Genomic DNA, 14,085 nt, shown 5'->3' on the forward strand with positions numbered 1-14,085 from the left:
GGAGCCGAAACCATGCCGAGACGACGAAAGCAGGCCGAAACGACGAAAGCAGGCCCGATGGGCCTGCTTCCGTGAGTTTCAGCCGATGCGGCCTGTCATGACGATCACACGAAGTGGTTCGCGCGCTCCAGGTCTTCGGCGAAGTCGATCTCGACAGCGTAGAGGTCGGTGATGTCGACGGGCTCGACCAGGATGCGCTCCTTCTCGATCGCGAGCTCCAGGCCGCGCTCGAAGTAGTCCTGGTCGTTCACCTTGGTTAGGTGGCGGATGAAGGTGGCCTTGTCGGCGCTCGAGATGTAGTTGATGCCCACGGCCTCGCCGAGTCCGCCCTTGACGGTCTTGGAGAGCTCCTTGATGTAGCCCTCGGCGCTCATCGTGTACTTGACCTCTTCGTCGGAGACCTTGGAGTGGTTCACGGTGACGAAGGACTGGTCGCGCGCGATCATCTCGGCGGCACGGTCGAGAACGGTGGGGTCGAAGACGACGTCGCCGTTCATCCAGAGCACGCCGCCGGCCTGCGATGCCTGGAGGGCACGCAGCAGGCTCTTCGAGGTGTTGGTCTGGTCGTACTGCTCGTTGTATACGAACGCAGCGTCGGGGAAGGCCTCGATGATGTGCTCGAGCTTGTAGCCGACGACGATCGTGACCTTGGCGCTGCGGCCGAAGGCGTGCTCGATGTTGTCGAACTGCTGCTTCATGATGGTGCGTCCGTCGCTGAGCTCGGTCAGCGGCTTCGGCAGGGAGCGGCCGAGACGGCTGCCCATGCCTGCGGCAAGAATGACGACCTGGGTGGTCATAGTGATCTCCTCGATGGAATTCGGGTCGACCGTACGTTTCATGAACATCCACCATCGGACGTTCACCCACGGTTCACCCACACGTGTATGTGAAGACACGCCTTTATGCCCGGTTCACCTTATCGTGCCGGGTCGGTCGGGGGCCAGACACGGGGGACGGCGTGCCTCGATTGTGACCTGCTGCTGAGCGTATTCACAGGGACGGGCGTCATCTGCCGTTCGGCTGTCGCAGGGGAGTTGGTAGGTTTACTCCGTGAGTTCTGCGCAGCGATTCCCAGACCCGCACGACCAGGGGGCGACGGCCGAGGAGGCCTCGATCGAGGGCGCTTCCGCGACGGAGGATTCCGCGGACGCCGCACGTTCTCGGGGGACATCGACGGCGACCTCGTCGGTGCCGGATGCCGGTTCCGATGCGGCGTCCGACGCCCCGGCTGCTCCGGCCAAGCCCGCAGCGCGCAAGCCGGCCGCCCGCCGACCCGCCGCTCGCAAGCCGGCGGCGTCGAGAAAGCCGGCGGAGACGTCTGCTGCGGCGGAGGGAGATGCGTCAACCGACGCTGACGTGACAAGCGAGAGCGCCCCCACGTCTCCCGCCGTCTCAGCGCCCAAGCGACCGGCCGCTGCCCGGAAGACGACCACGCCCCGCAAGCCGGCGGCGAAGACCGGCGGCACCAGCGCCGCCACAGCGAAGACGACGTCCGCCACACCGAAGAGCCCGGCAACGTCGAAGACTCCCGCGGCGAAGACGACCGCCGCCGCGAAGACGACCCGGGCGACCCCCGCGCGCTCGACGAGTACGCCGGCACGAGCCGCCGCTGCCGCCAAGGCCGCAGCCGCGAAGGCTGCCGAGGCCGCAACCGCCGAGACGACGGAAGCGGCGACCGCTGCGTCTGCGAACGACACGACGGGGAGCGCCGCGACGCCCGCGGCACCCGGCACGCCCGCGGCGAAGGCCGCGACCCCGCCCCGCAAGCGCCCTGTGCGCGCCCCCAAGGCCCCGCCGGCCGTCGTCAAGGCCGCGCCGACGGTCGCCGCCGCCGAGGTCGTGCGCGATACGGCCACGGCCGAGCCGCGGCATCCGTCGACGACGCAGAAGGATGCCGCAGACACTCCGGCCGATGCTGCAGCAACGACCTCTCCCGGGAGCGCCACGACGTCCGCCCCCACGGAGACCGAGACCACGCCGGAGACCGCAGACGAGACCGCCGTCATCGAGGCGTCGGAGGCCGAGTTCCCCACGGACGACGACCTGGTGGCCATCGGCCTCGTCGACGCCCCTCCGGCCGAGCTGACGATCGAGGACACCGCTGCGGCGGTCGCCGAACTCGAACTCATCGAAGAGCTGACGATCGAGCAGATCGACGAGGACGAGGCCGAAGCCGAGGCCGAGGCCGCAGCGGCAGCCGCGAAGGCCGCGGCCCGCAAGAAGCGTGCCACCCGCAAGCTGCCCACCGCGACGAAGGCGCCGGCGGCATCCGCCCCCGCCGTACTCACCATCTCGGGCCTCGCCAAGAGCTACGGTGCGACGCAGGCCGTCGCCGGTATCGACCTCGAGGTTCGCACCGGATCGTTCTACGGGATCGTCGGCCCCAACGGCGCCGGAAAGACCACGACCCTGTCGATGGTCACCGGACTGCTGCGACCGGATGCCGGAACGGTCGTCGTGCACGACGTCGACGTCTGGAAGGAGCCGGCCAAGGCCAAGCGCATGACCGGCGTGCTGCCCGACAGGCTGCGTCTGTTCGACAGGCTCACCGGAGCCCAGCTGCTGTACTACTCCGGCGTGCTGCGCGGGCTCGACGCTCAGACCGTGCGCACGCGCTCGGCCGACCTCGTCTCCGCCTTCGGGCTGGAAGAGGCGATCAACCGCCTCGTCGCCGACTACTCCGCCGGAATGACGAAGAAGATCGCCCTCGCGTGCGCCATGATCCACTCGCCCCGCCTCCTGGTGCTCGACGAGCCGTTCGAGGCCGTCGACCCCGTGTCGGCCGCCAACCTCATCGAGATCCTGCAGCGCTACGTCGCCGCCGGCGGCACCGTCGTGCTCTCGAGCCACGGCATGGACCTCATCGAGCGCGTCTGCGACAGCGTCGCCATCATCGTGCAGGGCAGGGTGCTGGCAGCCGGGACCCTCGACGAGGTGCGCGACGGCGAACGACTCGAAGACCGGTTCGTCGAACTGGCCGGCGGCCGCAAGGTAGCAGAGGGGATGGAATGGTTGCACAGCTTCTCGGACTGAAAGTCCGGCTCTTCGGCAACCTGTTCCGCCGCGGCCCCTGGCAGATCGTCGGCATCATCGTCGGGCTGATCTACGGCCTGGGCATCGCCGTCTTCCTGATGGCACTGCTCATCGGCCTGCGCTTCGCGCCCGACGTCGAGTTCCTGCGCGACGGGATCGTCCTCGTGGGATCGATCGTCACCGTCGGGTTCATCGTGGTCCCTCTGTTCATGGGCTCGGATGACTCCCTCGATCCCCGGCGGTTCTCGCTGTTCGGCATGCGCAACCGCGACCTCTCGTTCGGACTCGCGCTGGCAGCCTTCGTCGGCGTCCCGGCCCTCGTCCTGGCGATCACGCTCGTCGGCTTCGTCGTCACCTGGACGCGCGGCTTCGGTGAGGCCGTGGTCGCGCTGATCGCGGCAGTGCTCGTGCTCGCCACCTGCATCATGCTGTCCCGCGTCTCGACCTCGCTCGCCAGCCTCTTCCTCGCCACCCGCCGCGCCCGCGAGGTGAGCGGAGTGCTCGGCGTTCTCGTGCTCGTGCTGATCTCGCCGATCATCGTGCTGCTCGCCCAGGTCGACTGGGCGACCTCCGGTCGTGGTCTCGTCCGCGAGGTCAGCGCCATCCTCTCGTGGACTCCCCTCGGTGCGATGTGGGCCATTCCGGGCGACGCGGCCGCCGGCGAGTGGGGAGCATCCGTCCTGAAGCTCCTCATCGCCCTCGCCACGCTCTGGCTGATCTGGCTGGCGTGGCAGGCGCTCGTGGCGAAGACCCTGGTCACCCCGGGCCGCCAGACCCAGTCGCACGCCTACCACGGCCTCGGCTGGTTCGACAAGATGCTGCCGGGGGCCACCGGCGCCGTCGCCGCCCGCTCGCTGACCTACTGGATCAGGGACGCTAGGTACTGGGTGTCGCTCATCATGATCCCCGTGCTGCCGGTCCTCCTCGTCGTGCCCCTCGCTGCGGTTCAGGTGCCCACAGGGGTTCTGGCCCTGCTGCCGGTGCCGGTCATGTGCATCTTCCTCGGTTGGACCGTGCACAACGACGTCGCCTACGACTCCACGGCCGTCTGGCTGCACGTGGCATCGGGCGTCAGCGGCTTCGCCGACCGCATCGGCCGGCTCGTGCCCGCGTTCTTCCTGTCGATCCCGCTCATCGCCCTCGGCACGATCGTGAGCATGCTGCTGTACCGCGACTGGAGCGTGCTGCCGTCGTTCATCGGGGTCTGCGCGAGCCTGTTCCTGGTGGGACTCGGATGCTCCAGCTACACCTCGGCGCGCTTCCCGTACCCGGTTCCCAAGCCCGGCGCCAGCCCATTCGCCCAGCCGCAGTCCTCGGGCACGGCCGCAGCGACCGTGCAGTCGCTGACCTTCCTGGTGGCGCTGGTGCTCACGCTGCCCGCCCTCGTCTTCGGCTACCTCGCCCTGTTCGTCGACCCGGCGTGGCATATCGCCACGCTCATCGAGGGCGTCGGAGTCGGCCTGATCGCACTCGTGCTCGGCGTCGTCTGGGGGGCGCACACGTTCACGAAGCGCGGCCCCGAGATCCTGGCCTCGGCGATCCGGGCGTAGTGTCCGCCTGAGCGACCGAGGCGCGGCATCCGACCCCGCCGATGCCCGCTCGGGCGTTCTACACTGGAACCCATGAGCGAAACCTTCCGTGCGAGCATCGCCGACCCGGGTCAGCCCGGAGGCGGCACGTCCACCCTCGACCGCGAGCTCGAGGAACTGCTCGAGCAGGAGTCGATCGAACCCGGCGACCACGAGCGCTTCTCGCATTACGTGAAGAAGGAGAAGATCCTCGAGTCCGCCCTCTCGGGCAAGCCGGTCAAGGCTCTCTGCGGCAAGAAGTGGACGCCGGGGCGCGACCCCGAGAAGTTCCCGGTGTGCCCCACCTGCAAGGAGATCTACGAGAAGCTGAAGGCCGAGTAGACCGTCTGAGGCTGCAGCCCGACCGTCGTCCTGACGGTCGTCGCCCCTACTTGTAGACGGTGGGGATGGCCGCTTCGCCGGCTCCCAGCCGGAACGCCTCGATCGGAAGCTCCTGCATCACCGCGGCACGGTGCTCGCGTGCGGCCTTCGTGCCCGCGGCGCCGAGGAAGGCGGGATCAGCGACCCCGTCGCGCATGAGGGTCGCCTGCAGCGGGCGCTCCCGAGACTCGTCCTGAACGCCTTCGGGCTCGCCGTCGGGTCCGTCGCCGAGGTAGACGATCTCCTCGCGGGCCGTGCGGGTCGAGTCGATGCGCCGCACGGCGGTCTTGCGGCCGCCGACGCTCACCTTCTGGGCACTGGACTTCGCCACCGACACCCACTCGTCGTCGTCACCGCGGCGGGCGACCAGCTTGTAGACCATGCCGGCTGTGGGGGAGCCGGAGCCCGTGGCGACCGAGGTGCCGACCCCGTAGGCGTCGACGGGCGAGCCCGAGAGGGCGCCGATGAGGTACTCGTCGAGGTCGCTGGTCACGGTGATCTTCGTGTTGACGGCGCCGAGGCTGTCGAGTTGTTCGCGAACGGATGCCACGACCGACGGCAGATCGCCCGAGTCGATGCGCACGGCTCCGAGGCCGGTGCCGGCGACGCGCACGGCCGTCTCGACGCCCTTCTCGACGTCGTAGGTGTCGACGAGCAGCGTGGTGCCGGCACCGAGGGCCTCGACCTGTGCCCTGAAGGCGTCCTCCTCGGTGTCGTGCAGCAGCGTGAAGGAGTGCGCTGCGGTTCCCATCGTCGGCACGCCCCATGTACGACCGGCCTCGAGGTTGCTGGTCGCACCGAAACCGGCGATGTAGGCGGCGCGCGCCGTGGCCACGGCCGCGTACTCGTTCGTGCGGCGCGATCCCATCTCGGCGAGAGGGCGGCCGAGCGCCACCGACACCATGCGGGCGGCAGCACTGGCGACGGCGGAGTCCGAGTTCAGGATGCTGAGGATGAGGGTCTCGAGGATGACGCCCTCGGCGAAGGTCGCGTTCACGATCACCAGCGGCGAGCCCGGGAAGTACGCCTCGCCCTCGCGGTAGCCCCAGATGGTGCCGCTGAACCTGTAGTTCGCCAGCCAGTCGAGGGTCGACGGATGCACCACATCGGCGGCGCGAAGCCAGTCGAGCTCGGCATCCGTGAACCGGAAACGGCCGATCGCCTCGAGCAACCTGCCGGTGCCGGCGACGACGCCGTAGCGGCGTCCTGCCGGGAGGCGGCGCGCGAAGGCCTCGAACATCGACTCGCGATGAGCCGTGCCGTTCCGAAGGGCGGCGTCGAGCATGGTGAGTTCATAGCGGTCCGTGAGGAGCGCAGAGGAGCTGGTCACGAAAGATCACCCTATCCCGCACGACTAAGCTTGCACGTCGTGACGGATGCGCCGATTGGAATCTTCGACTCCGGCGTGGGCGGCCTCACGGTGGCCCGCGCAGTGAAGGACGCCCTGCCCAACGAGTCGATCCTCTACATCGGCGATCTCGAGCACTCGCCGTACGGCCCCAAGAAGATCGCCGACGTGCGCGGCTACGCCCTCGACGTTCTCGACGACCTGGTGGACCAGGGCGTGAAGATGCTCGTGATCGCCTGCAACACCGCATCCGCCGCCATGCTCCGCGATGCCCGCGAGCGCTACAGCGTGCCCGTGGTCGAGGTCATCCAGCCGGCAGTGCGCCGCGCGGTGGCCGCGACCCAGAACCGCCGCGTCGGCGTCATCGGCACCGCGGGCACCATCAACTCGCGCGCCTACGAGGACGCCTTCGCCGCGGCGCCCGAGCTGCAGCTGTTCACGGCGGCGTGCCCGCGCTTCGTCGAGTTCGTCGAGTCGGGCGTCACCACCGGCGCCGAGGTGCTGGCCGTGGCCGAGGAGTACCTCGCCCCGCTGCGCGAGGCCGACATCGACACTCTGGTACTCGGATGCACCCACTACCCGTTCCTCCGGGGCGCCATCTCCTACGTCATGGGCGAGAAGGTGACCCTGGTCTCGAGCGACACCGAGACGGCCAACGACGTCTACCGCGTGCTGGTCTCCCAACAGCTCGAGCGCACGGCGAGCAGTCCGCCCAGCTATCACTACGAGGCGACCGGCCCGAGCGTCAGCGCCTTCCTCGACCTGGCCCACCGCCTCATCGGCCGCGACATCGACGCCGTCGATCTCGTGCAGACCGGCACCATGCACATCATCCGCTGAGAGGCCTGACGAGGCTCCCGCCTCGCCTGCCGCATCCGTTCCACCCACAGACAGGAATCCACCGTGACAGACCTCATCCGCGTCGACGGCCGCGCCGCCGACGACCTGCGCCCCATCACCATCGAACGCGGCTGGAGCGACCAGGCGGAGGGCAGCGCCCTCATCTCGTTCGGACGCACCAAGGTGCTCTGCACGGCCTCGTTCACCAACGGCGTTCCGCGCTGGATGGCAGGCAAGGGCAAGGGCTGGGTCACGGCCGAGTACTCGATGCTGCCGCGCTCGACGAACAGCCGCATGGACCGCGAGTCCGTGAAGGGGCGGATCGGCGGACGCACGCACGAGATCAGCCGCCTCATCGGCCGGAGCCTCCGCGCCGTCGTCGACATGAAGGCCCTCGGCGAGAACACCCTCGTCATCGACTGCGACGTGCTGCAGGCCGACGGCGGCACCCGAACGGCCGCGATCACCGGGGCCTACGTGGCCATGGTCGACGCCATCGAGTGGGGTCGCCAGCACAAGTTCATCGGCCAGAAGGCCAAGCCTCTCATCGACAGCGTCTCGGCCGTCTCGGTCGGCATCATCGACGGCACCCCCATGCTCGACCTCGCCTACACCGAGGACGTGCGGGCCGAGACCGACATGAACATCGTCGTCACCGGACGCGGGCTCTTCGTCGAGGTGCAGGGAACAGCGGAGGGAGCCCCGTTCGACCGGCGCGAGCTCGACGCCCTGCTCGACTTGGGGGTCGCCGGCGGCGCCACGCTGCGGGACCTGCAGACCGCAGCCCTCGCGCCCGTCGGCGACGCGGCATCCGTCACCGCCTGATGGCACTCGAGGTGGTGCTGGCCACGCACAACCAGCACAAGGTCGAGGAGTTCCAGCGCATCCTCGGTGCCGCCATGCCGTCGATCACCGTCGTGGCCTACGACGGACCCGAGCCCGTCGAGGACGGCGTGAGCTTCGCCGAGAACGCCCTCATCAAGGCGCGGGCCGCGGCAGCCCACACGGGACTCGTGGCCCTCGCCGACGACTCGGGCATCTGCGTCGACATCCTGGGAGGTGCGCCCGGGATCTTCTCGGCGCGCTGGGCCGGTGGCCGCGACAGCACCGAGAACCTCGAGCTGCTGCTCGCGCAGTTGAGCGACATCGCCGATCCGCATCGCGGCGCGCACTTCACCTGTGCGATCGCGATCGTGGCTCCGGATGCCGCGGGGCGGTCGGGCTTCGAGCAGGTGGCGTCGGGCGAGTGGCCGGGGCGACTGGCCTCTGCGGCATCCGGTGCCCACGGTTTCGGCTACGACCCGATCTTCGTGCCGGACGGCCACGACGTGAGCGCTGCCGAGCTGGCGCCCGAAGTGAAGAACGCCGAGAGCCACCGGGCCCGGGCGTTCACCGCCGCCATCCCCATCCTGCAGCGCCTGGCCTAGCCCGCTCACGGCTCGCTACCATGGGGGCATCCCCAGCAAAGGAGCGCCTCGTGGGCACGGTGGTCATCTACGGCTCGATGTCGGTCGACGGCTTCATCGCGGACGAGAACGATCAGCCCGGGCCTCTGTTCGACTGGCTGCTCACCGGTGACGTGCCGTTGGACGACAGCGGCGTCCTGAAGGTGTCGCAGGCGTCCTACGACCACACCAGGGCGTACTGGGACAGCATCGGGGTGACGATCGCCGGCCGCCACGTCTTCGACCTGACGGACGGCTGGGACGGGACGCCTCCGAGCGGTATCGACCACGTGGTGGTCGTGACGCATCGGCCCGCGCCCGATGGCTGGGACCCCTCGGCTCCGTTCCATTTCGTCGACGGCATCGAGGCAGCCGTGGCCCGGGCGCAGGAGCTCGCGGGTGACCGCGTGGTCGAGGTCGCCGCGGGTGAGGTCGGTGGCCAGGCTCTTGCCGCGGGTCTCGTCGACGAGGTGCGCATGGACGTCGTCCCCGTCGTGTTCGGGTCGGGCAAGCGCTACTTCGGGTCGGTGAACGCGCAGCATCTGCTGGAGGGTCCCGACGAGGTGGTCCAGGGCAGCGGGGTGCTTCACCTGCGCTATCGGGTGCGTCGTCCACCGCTCTGAACGGGCGCTGCTGATAACGATTCCCGGAGTCGTTCCCAACTGCGCGGATGAGGTCGTTCGGGCGGGATTCCGGCCTACCCTTGAAGGGACATGGCCCACGATCACGCCCACCGGAGCTCCAACAGGTCCCGACTTCTCATAGTCATCGGGATCGTCTCCGTCGTGCTCGTCGCCGAGGTGGCGGGTGCCGCCCTCAGCGGATCGCTCGCCCTGTTCGCCGACGCCGGCCACATGCTCTCCGATCTCACCGGCCTCGTCGTCGCGCTGGTCGCCGCGATCGTGGCCGCGCGACCGGCGTCGGAGCGCCAGACCTACGGGTACCAGCGTGCCGAGGTCTTCGGGGCGCTCATCAATGCGCTCATCCTGATCGTCGTCGCGCTGTTCGTCGGCATCGAGGGCATCCGCCGCCTGATCGAGCCGGGCCCCGCAGAGGTGCAGGGCTCGCTCATGCTGCTCATTGCGAGCATCGGCCTCGTGGCCAACGTGATCGCCTTCCTGGTGCTGCGACGCGGCGACACCACGTCGCTCAACATGCGCGGTGCGGCCCTCGAGGTGCTCGGCGACCTGCTGGGGTCCATCGCCGTCATCGTGGCCGGCATCGTGATCATCACGACGGGATTCGCCGCGGCGGACGCGATCGCCTCGCTGCTCATCGCCGTGATGATCGTGCCGCGCGCGGTGTCGCTGCTGCGCGACGTGGTGCGGGTGCTCAGCCAGTCCGTGCCCGTCGACACCAGCGTCGCCGAGATCCGCGAGCACATCCTCGAGACCGACGGCGTCGTCGATGTCCACGACGTGCACGTGTGGGCGATCACCTCGGGCGAGTACGTCTTCAGCGCCCACGTGGTGGTCGAGCCGGACGCTCTCGCCGGCGAGCGGTCGAGCTGCCTGCTCGACGAGCTCAGCGACTGCCTCGCGCATCACTTCGACGTGGAGCACTCCACGTTCCAGCTCGAGCCGGCCGAGCACGCGGCGCACGAGCAGCCGCACCACGCGTAGCCACGACGCCCGCTGGGGCCCAGACGAAGTCCGCGGTCGAGCTCATGGGTCGGAGAACAGGCCCGATCGTCCGGAACAGGCCCATCTGGCCTGTAGCGGCTCGATTAGCGGATCGGGCCTGTTCTCGGAACGAGACCCGGGCAAGCGGATGCCGCGCCGAGGCTAGAAGCCGTCGGGGCGCTTCTCGAACACGTCGGGGTCGAGGGCCAGCTCGGCTGCCTCCTCGGCATCCGTCACCACGTCTTCTCCGGCCTCGGCTGCCTTCTTCGCCTGGTGGGCGGAGTGGAAGTAGTGCCAGAGCGTGGGGATGAGCGTGAGGACGACAGCGCCCAAGAGGATGATGTCGATGTAGTTCTGCACGAACTCGGCGACGGGCGGGATGTACCCGATGAGGAAGCCGAAGTAGGTCAGGCCAGCACCCCAGATGAGCGCGCCGATGGCGTTGTACAGCGAGTACCTCTTGTAGTCCATGTGGCCGATGCCCGCGGCGACGGGGGCGAAGGTGCGCACGATCGGCACGAAGCGGGCGAGGATGACCGCGAGCGCGCCGAACCGGGTGAAGAAGGCGTTCGTCCGCTCGACGTTCTTGACGCTGAAGAGGCCGGATTCCTTCTTCTCGAAGACCCGTGGCCCGAACCTGTGGCCTATGAGATAGCCGACCTCGCCGCCGAGGAAGGCCGCCACGGCGATGGCGAGGCAGACCCACCAGATGTCGACACCGAACACCAGCGAGGTGTGGGTGAGCAGGCCGGAGATGACCAGCAGGGTGTCGCCGGGGAGGAGGAATCCGACCAGCAGGCCGGTCTCCGCGAAGACTATCGCGCACACCACCACCAGGGCCCAGGGGCCTGCGCCGGCGATGATGGTCTCTGGGTCGAGCCAGGGGATCAGGGCGGTGTGCATGCGCCGCAGTCTACTGGGCCGAAGAGACGTCAGCCTGTGCAGACGCTGCGCGATCGGCGCGCTCCAGTCGCCATGCCCTGATGCCCGCGATGACGGATGCCGTGATGAAGACCCCGGCGATCACATAGGCCAGAACCTTCACCCCGGGGATGGACGCCGCGTAGTAGCCGATCACGGTGATCCCGACGCCCCACGCCAGGGCTCCGACGATGTTCGCGGTCACGAAGCGGGCGTAGCCCATGCGTCCGACGCCCGCGATGACGGGCACGAAGACGCGACCCCAGGGGATGAACCGGGCGATGACCACCGACCACCAGCCGAAGGTGCGGTAGAAGCGCTCGGTGCGGGCGATGACCCCCTGCATCCGGGGCCCGCCGCGCTTGTCGAGATAGGGCCTGCCGTACCGTCGTCCGAGCAGGAAGCCGACCTGGTCGCCGAGGAAGGCGGCGATGCCGGTTCCGATCGCGAGAACCCAGATGTCGACTCCGGATGCGCCTGCCGCGATGATCCCCGAGGCGAAGAGCAGCGAGTCGCCGGTGACGAACGGGACGAAGACGCCGACGAAGAGCGCGGTGCCCGCGAAGACGAGGCCCCACACGACGAGGTAGAAGACCACGACACCGACCTGGCCGAGCAGGTCGGTGAGCTGGCCGTCGAGCGCCGCCGTGCGGAGCACGATTCTCAGCCGTCGAGCGCGTCGAAGACGGCGCTGTTGAAGTCGAAGGCCGCGTCGGCTTCCGTGACGAAGGCGTCGACCTGCGCGGCATCGAAGCCGAGGGCGTTGAGGTTCTCGCGATAGGCGCGCTTGTAGTGCACGATGTCGGTGATCTCGGTGAAGCGGAAGAAGCTCAGCTGCTCGGGAGTGGCGTCGTAGTGGCGCGCGACGAGGCGCGCGATGGCCTGGCCGCCCGAGAGGTCGCCGAGGTAGCGCGTGTAGTGGTGGGCGAGGTAGCGGGGGAGATCGTCGGGGGCGATCGCGCGCAGGTGCTCGGCGTAGGCGGCCGTGGCCGGCAGGGCCGGGAGCTCGGTGCGCCACGCGGGGGATCCGAGGGCGGCGAGGTCGCTCTCCACCGCGGCGAACCTGTCGAGACTGTGGGCGTCGATGATGGCCGGATCGTTCGGCTGGGCCGGGCGCGACTCGAGCGCCTCGTAGATCCAGGCCAGCTGGGCGAGGTAGCGGGTGTAGGCCGCGAGGTCGAGCTCGCCCTTCATGAGGGCCGTGATGAACGGCTTGCTCTCGGCGGACCGGTGGGCGTCCATCGTGCGCTCGCGGACGATGGCGGCGACATCCGTCGCGTCGACAGTGAGGTTAGGCATACCTAAACAGTAACGGACGCAAGCCCCTTGTGTCTCACCCCCGAAACGGGCATCGGCGTGGGTGATCGGGTCCAGTACTCTTCCGAGGGGGGATGAGCAGCGTGCGCGTCCGCCGGGCTCATCGAAAGGACCTTCGTGTTCGACTTCCTCTTCAGCAATCCGCTCCTCGGCACGATCGCGATCGTGATCGTGGCGGTCATCGTCGTCTTCATCTACGCCAAGGCGCTGTACCGCAACGTGTCGCCGGATGAGGCTCTCGTCGTCACCGGCAAGCGCTCCAAGCGCCGGGTGGTCGACGGGGTCGAGGCCGAGGAGTCGGGCCAGCGCGTGGTGCACGGCCAGGGCGTGTGGATCACGCCGTTCTTCCAGAAGGCGCACAAGATCTCCCTGCGCTCGCGGGCCATCGACATCAAGGCCGAGGCGCAGACCAAGAACGGCATCACGATGAACGTCGACGCCGTGGCGATCGTCAAGGTCGGCGACGCAGACGAGAAGATCCGCGCCGCGGCCCAGCGCTTCCTCGGCCAGGACAAGAACATCGACATCTTCGCGCTCGAGGTGCTGTCGGGATCGTTGCGCTCCTCGGTGGGTGCCACCGACGTGCTCACCATCATCAACAAGCGCGACGAGCTCTCGACCGCGGTGCTCGACATCGCACGCCAGTCGCTGCTCAACCAGGGCCTCGACGTCGACTCCTTCGAGATCAAGGGCATCTCGGACAGCAACGGCTACATCGAGGACCTCGGCCGTGCCGAGCAGGCCGAGGTGCGCAAGCAGGCCGAGATCGCCGAGTCGCGCGCCAAGAAAGAGGCCCGCGAGGCCGCCGTCGCCGCCGAGACCGCCATCGCCGAGGCCGAGAACGCCCTCGCCCTGCGCAAGGCCGACCTGCAGAAGGAGACCGACAAGGCCGCGGCCGAGGCGGCATCCGCCCGCCCGCTCGCCGAGGCGCAGTCGCAGCAGGCCGTCGTCGCCCAGCAGGAGATCACAGCCCAGAAGCGCGCATCGCTGCGTGCGGCCGAGCTCGAGTCCGAGGTCAAGGCCGTGGCCGATGCCGAGGCCTACCGTGTGAAGACCATCGCGCAGGCGGCCGCAGACTCCAAGCTCATCGAGGCTCAGTCGGCCCGCGACGCCCGCAAGGCCGCGGCCGACGCCCTCGAGGCCGAGGGTCTCGCCGAAGCCAAGGCGATCGCCGCCCGCGGTGAGGCCGAGGCATCCGCCACCAAGGCCGCTGCCGAGGCCGTCGCCCAGCAGTCCGAGGCGCTGCTGCAGCTCAAGGTGATCGAGGCCCTGCCGCTCATCGCCCGCGAGCTCGCGGCGCCGATGTCGAACATCGACCAGCTCACGGTGATCTCCACCGACGGCGCCTCGCAGCTCGCCAAGAACGCGGCATCCGGACTCACGGAGGTCGATGGAGTACTGAAGTCGACGATGGGCCTCAGCATCCGCGACCTGCTCGGATCGTTCGTCGGCGGCGCTGCGGCCGGCCAGACGTTCGCGGCGAACTCGAACGGCGGCGCTGCAGCGCCGCACACGAACCACGTCGTCGCCGTCGACCTCGACCCGGAGCCCGAGTCGGAGACGCTGCCGGTCTCCTGATGCGAGAAGGGCCCACGCGTCACGCGTGGGCC

Annotated in this window: 14 protein-coding genes; 9 read left to right on the top strand and 5 right to left on the bottom strand. The window is 69.0% G+C overall.

What is annotated here, in order from left to right:
- Positions 1-104: 104 nt before the first annotated feature.
- The gene (locus E4M00_RS15520; RefSeq protein ID WP_056167967.1) at positions 105-797 is read right to left on the bottom strand and encodes a phosphocholine cytidylyltransferase family protein; all 693 of its coding nucleotides are present in this window, start codon (positions 795-797) and stop codon (positions 105-107) included.
- 253 nt (positions 798-1,050) lie between these two features.
- Here E4M00_RS15520 and E4M00_RS18225 point away from each other — a divergent pair, with 253 nt between their 5' ends.
- The 3 genes from E4M00_RS18225 to E4M00_RS15535 all read left to right on the top strand — a co-directional run bounded on the left by E4M00_RS18225 (position 1,051) and on the right by E4M00_RS15535 (position 4,943).
- On the top strand, positions 1,051-3,033 hold the full coding sequence (locus E4M00_RS18225) for an ATP-binding cassette domain-containing protein (RefSeq protein WP_338033198.1): 1,983 nt from the start codon (positions 1,051-1,053) through the stop codon (positions 3,031-3,033).
- Entirely contained in the window at positions 3,009-4,583 is a 1,575-nt protein-coding gene (locus tag E4M00_RS15530) for a hypothetical protein (RefSeq protein WP_135121403.1), read from the top strand. Before E4M00_RS18225 ends, E4M00_RS15530 begins: the two co-directional genes overlap by 25 nt.
- A gap of 72 nt (positions 4,584-4,655) precedes the next feature.
- Positions 4,656-4,943: a DUF3039 domain-containing protein gene (locus tag E4M00_RS15535; RefSeq protein ID WP_055819602.1), complete on the top strand. Its 288-nt coding sequence runs from the start codon at positions 4,656-4,658 to the stop codon at positions 4,941-4,943.
- A gap of 46 nt (positions 4,944-4,989) precedes the next feature.
- Here E4M00_RS15535 and E4M00_RS15540 read toward each other — a convergent pair whose 3' ends face one another.
- Entirely contained in the window at positions 4,990-6,312 is a 1,323-nt protein-coding gene (locus E4M00_RS15540) for a nicotinate phosphoribosyltransferase (protein ID WP_135121404.1), read from the bottom strand.
- Positions 6,313-6,351: 39 nt separating this feature from the next.
- Here E4M00_RS15540 and murI point away from each other — a divergent pair, with 39 nt between their 5' ends.
- The 5 genes from murI to E4M00_RS15565 all read left to right on the top strand — a co-directional run bounded on the left by murI (position 6,352) and on the right by E4M00_RS15565 (position 10,237).
- The gene (gene murI / locus E4M00_RS15545) at positions 6,352-7,170 is read left to right on the top strand and encodes a glutamate racemase (protein WP_135121405.1); all 819 of its coding nucleotides are present in this window, start codon (positions 6,352-6,354) and stop codon (positions 7,168-7,170) included.
- A gap of 63 nt (positions 7,171-7,233) precedes the next feature.
- Positions 7,234-7,995, top strand: a complete 762-nt coding sequence (gene rph / locus E4M00_RS15550) for a ribonuclease PH (protein WP_056167238.1) — start codon at positions 7,234-7,236, stop codon at positions 7,993-7,995.
- Positions 7,995-8,597 (top strand): RdgB/HAM1 family non-canonical purine NTP pyrophosphatase, encoded by a 603-nt coding sequence (rdgB, locus tag E4M00_RS15555; RefSeq protein ID WP_135121406.1) that lies wholly within the window; start codon positions 7,995-7,997, stop codon positions 8,595-8,597. The genes rph and rdgB overlap by 1 nt, the downstream gene beginning before the upstream one ends.
- Before the next feature lie 50 nt (positions 8,598-8,647).
- The gene (locus E4M00_RS15560; protein ID WP_135121407.1) at positions 8,648-9,238 is read left to right on the top strand and encodes a dihydrofolate reductase family protein; all 591 of its coding nucleotides are present in this window, start codon (positions 8,648-8,650) and stop codon (positions 9,236-9,238) included.
- Between the two features lie 90 nt (positions 9,239-9,328).
- Positions 9,329-10,237, top strand: a complete 909-nt coding sequence (locus E4M00_RS15565) for a cation diffusion facilitator family transporter (protein WP_135121408.1) — start codon at positions 9,329-9,331, stop codon at positions 10,235-10,237.
- A gap of 162 nt (positions 10,238-10,399) precedes the next feature.
- Here the strand turns inward: E4M00_RS15565 and E4M00_RS15570 are convergent, their stop codons facing one another.
- From E4M00_RS15570 to E4M00_RS15580, 3 genes are read right to left on the bottom strand one after another with little or no spacing between them, the layout of a single operon-like run.
- On the bottom strand, positions 10,400-11,140 hold the full coding sequence (locus E4M00_RS15570; protein ID WP_135121409.1) for a DedA family protein: 741 nt from the start codon (positions 11,138-11,140) through the stop codon (positions 10,400-10,402).
- Between the two features lie 10 nt (positions 11,141-11,150).
- Positions 11,151-11,816, bottom strand: coding sequence for a DedA family protein (locus E4M00_RS15575; protein ID WP_135121410.1), 666 nt, complete (start codon positions 11,814-11,816; stop codon positions 11,151-11,153).
- A gap of 5 nt (positions 11,817-11,821) precedes the next feature.
- A complete protein-coding gene (locus E4M00_RS15580; protein ID WP_135121411.1) occupies positions 11,822-12,457 on the bottom strand; it encodes a biliverdin-producing heme oxygenase in 636 nt (211 codons plus the stop codon).
- Positions 12,458-12,592: 135 nt separating this feature from the next.
- Here E4M00_RS15580 and E4M00_RS15585 point away from each other — a divergent pair, with 135 nt between their 5' ends.
- Positions 12,593-14,053 (top strand): SPFH domain-containing protein, encoded by a 1,461-nt coding sequence (locus E4M00_RS15585; RefSeq protein ID WP_135121412.1) that lies wholly within the window; start codon positions 12,593-12,595, stop codon positions 14,051-14,053.
- Positions 14,054-14,085: the final 32 nt, after the last annotated feature.

It is taken from the genome of Orlajensenia leifsoniae (genome assembly GCF_004570845.1).
Taxonomy (GTDB): Bacteria; Actinomycetota; Actinomycetes; order Actinomycetales; family Microbacteriaceae; genus Orlajensenia; species Orlajensenia leifsoniae.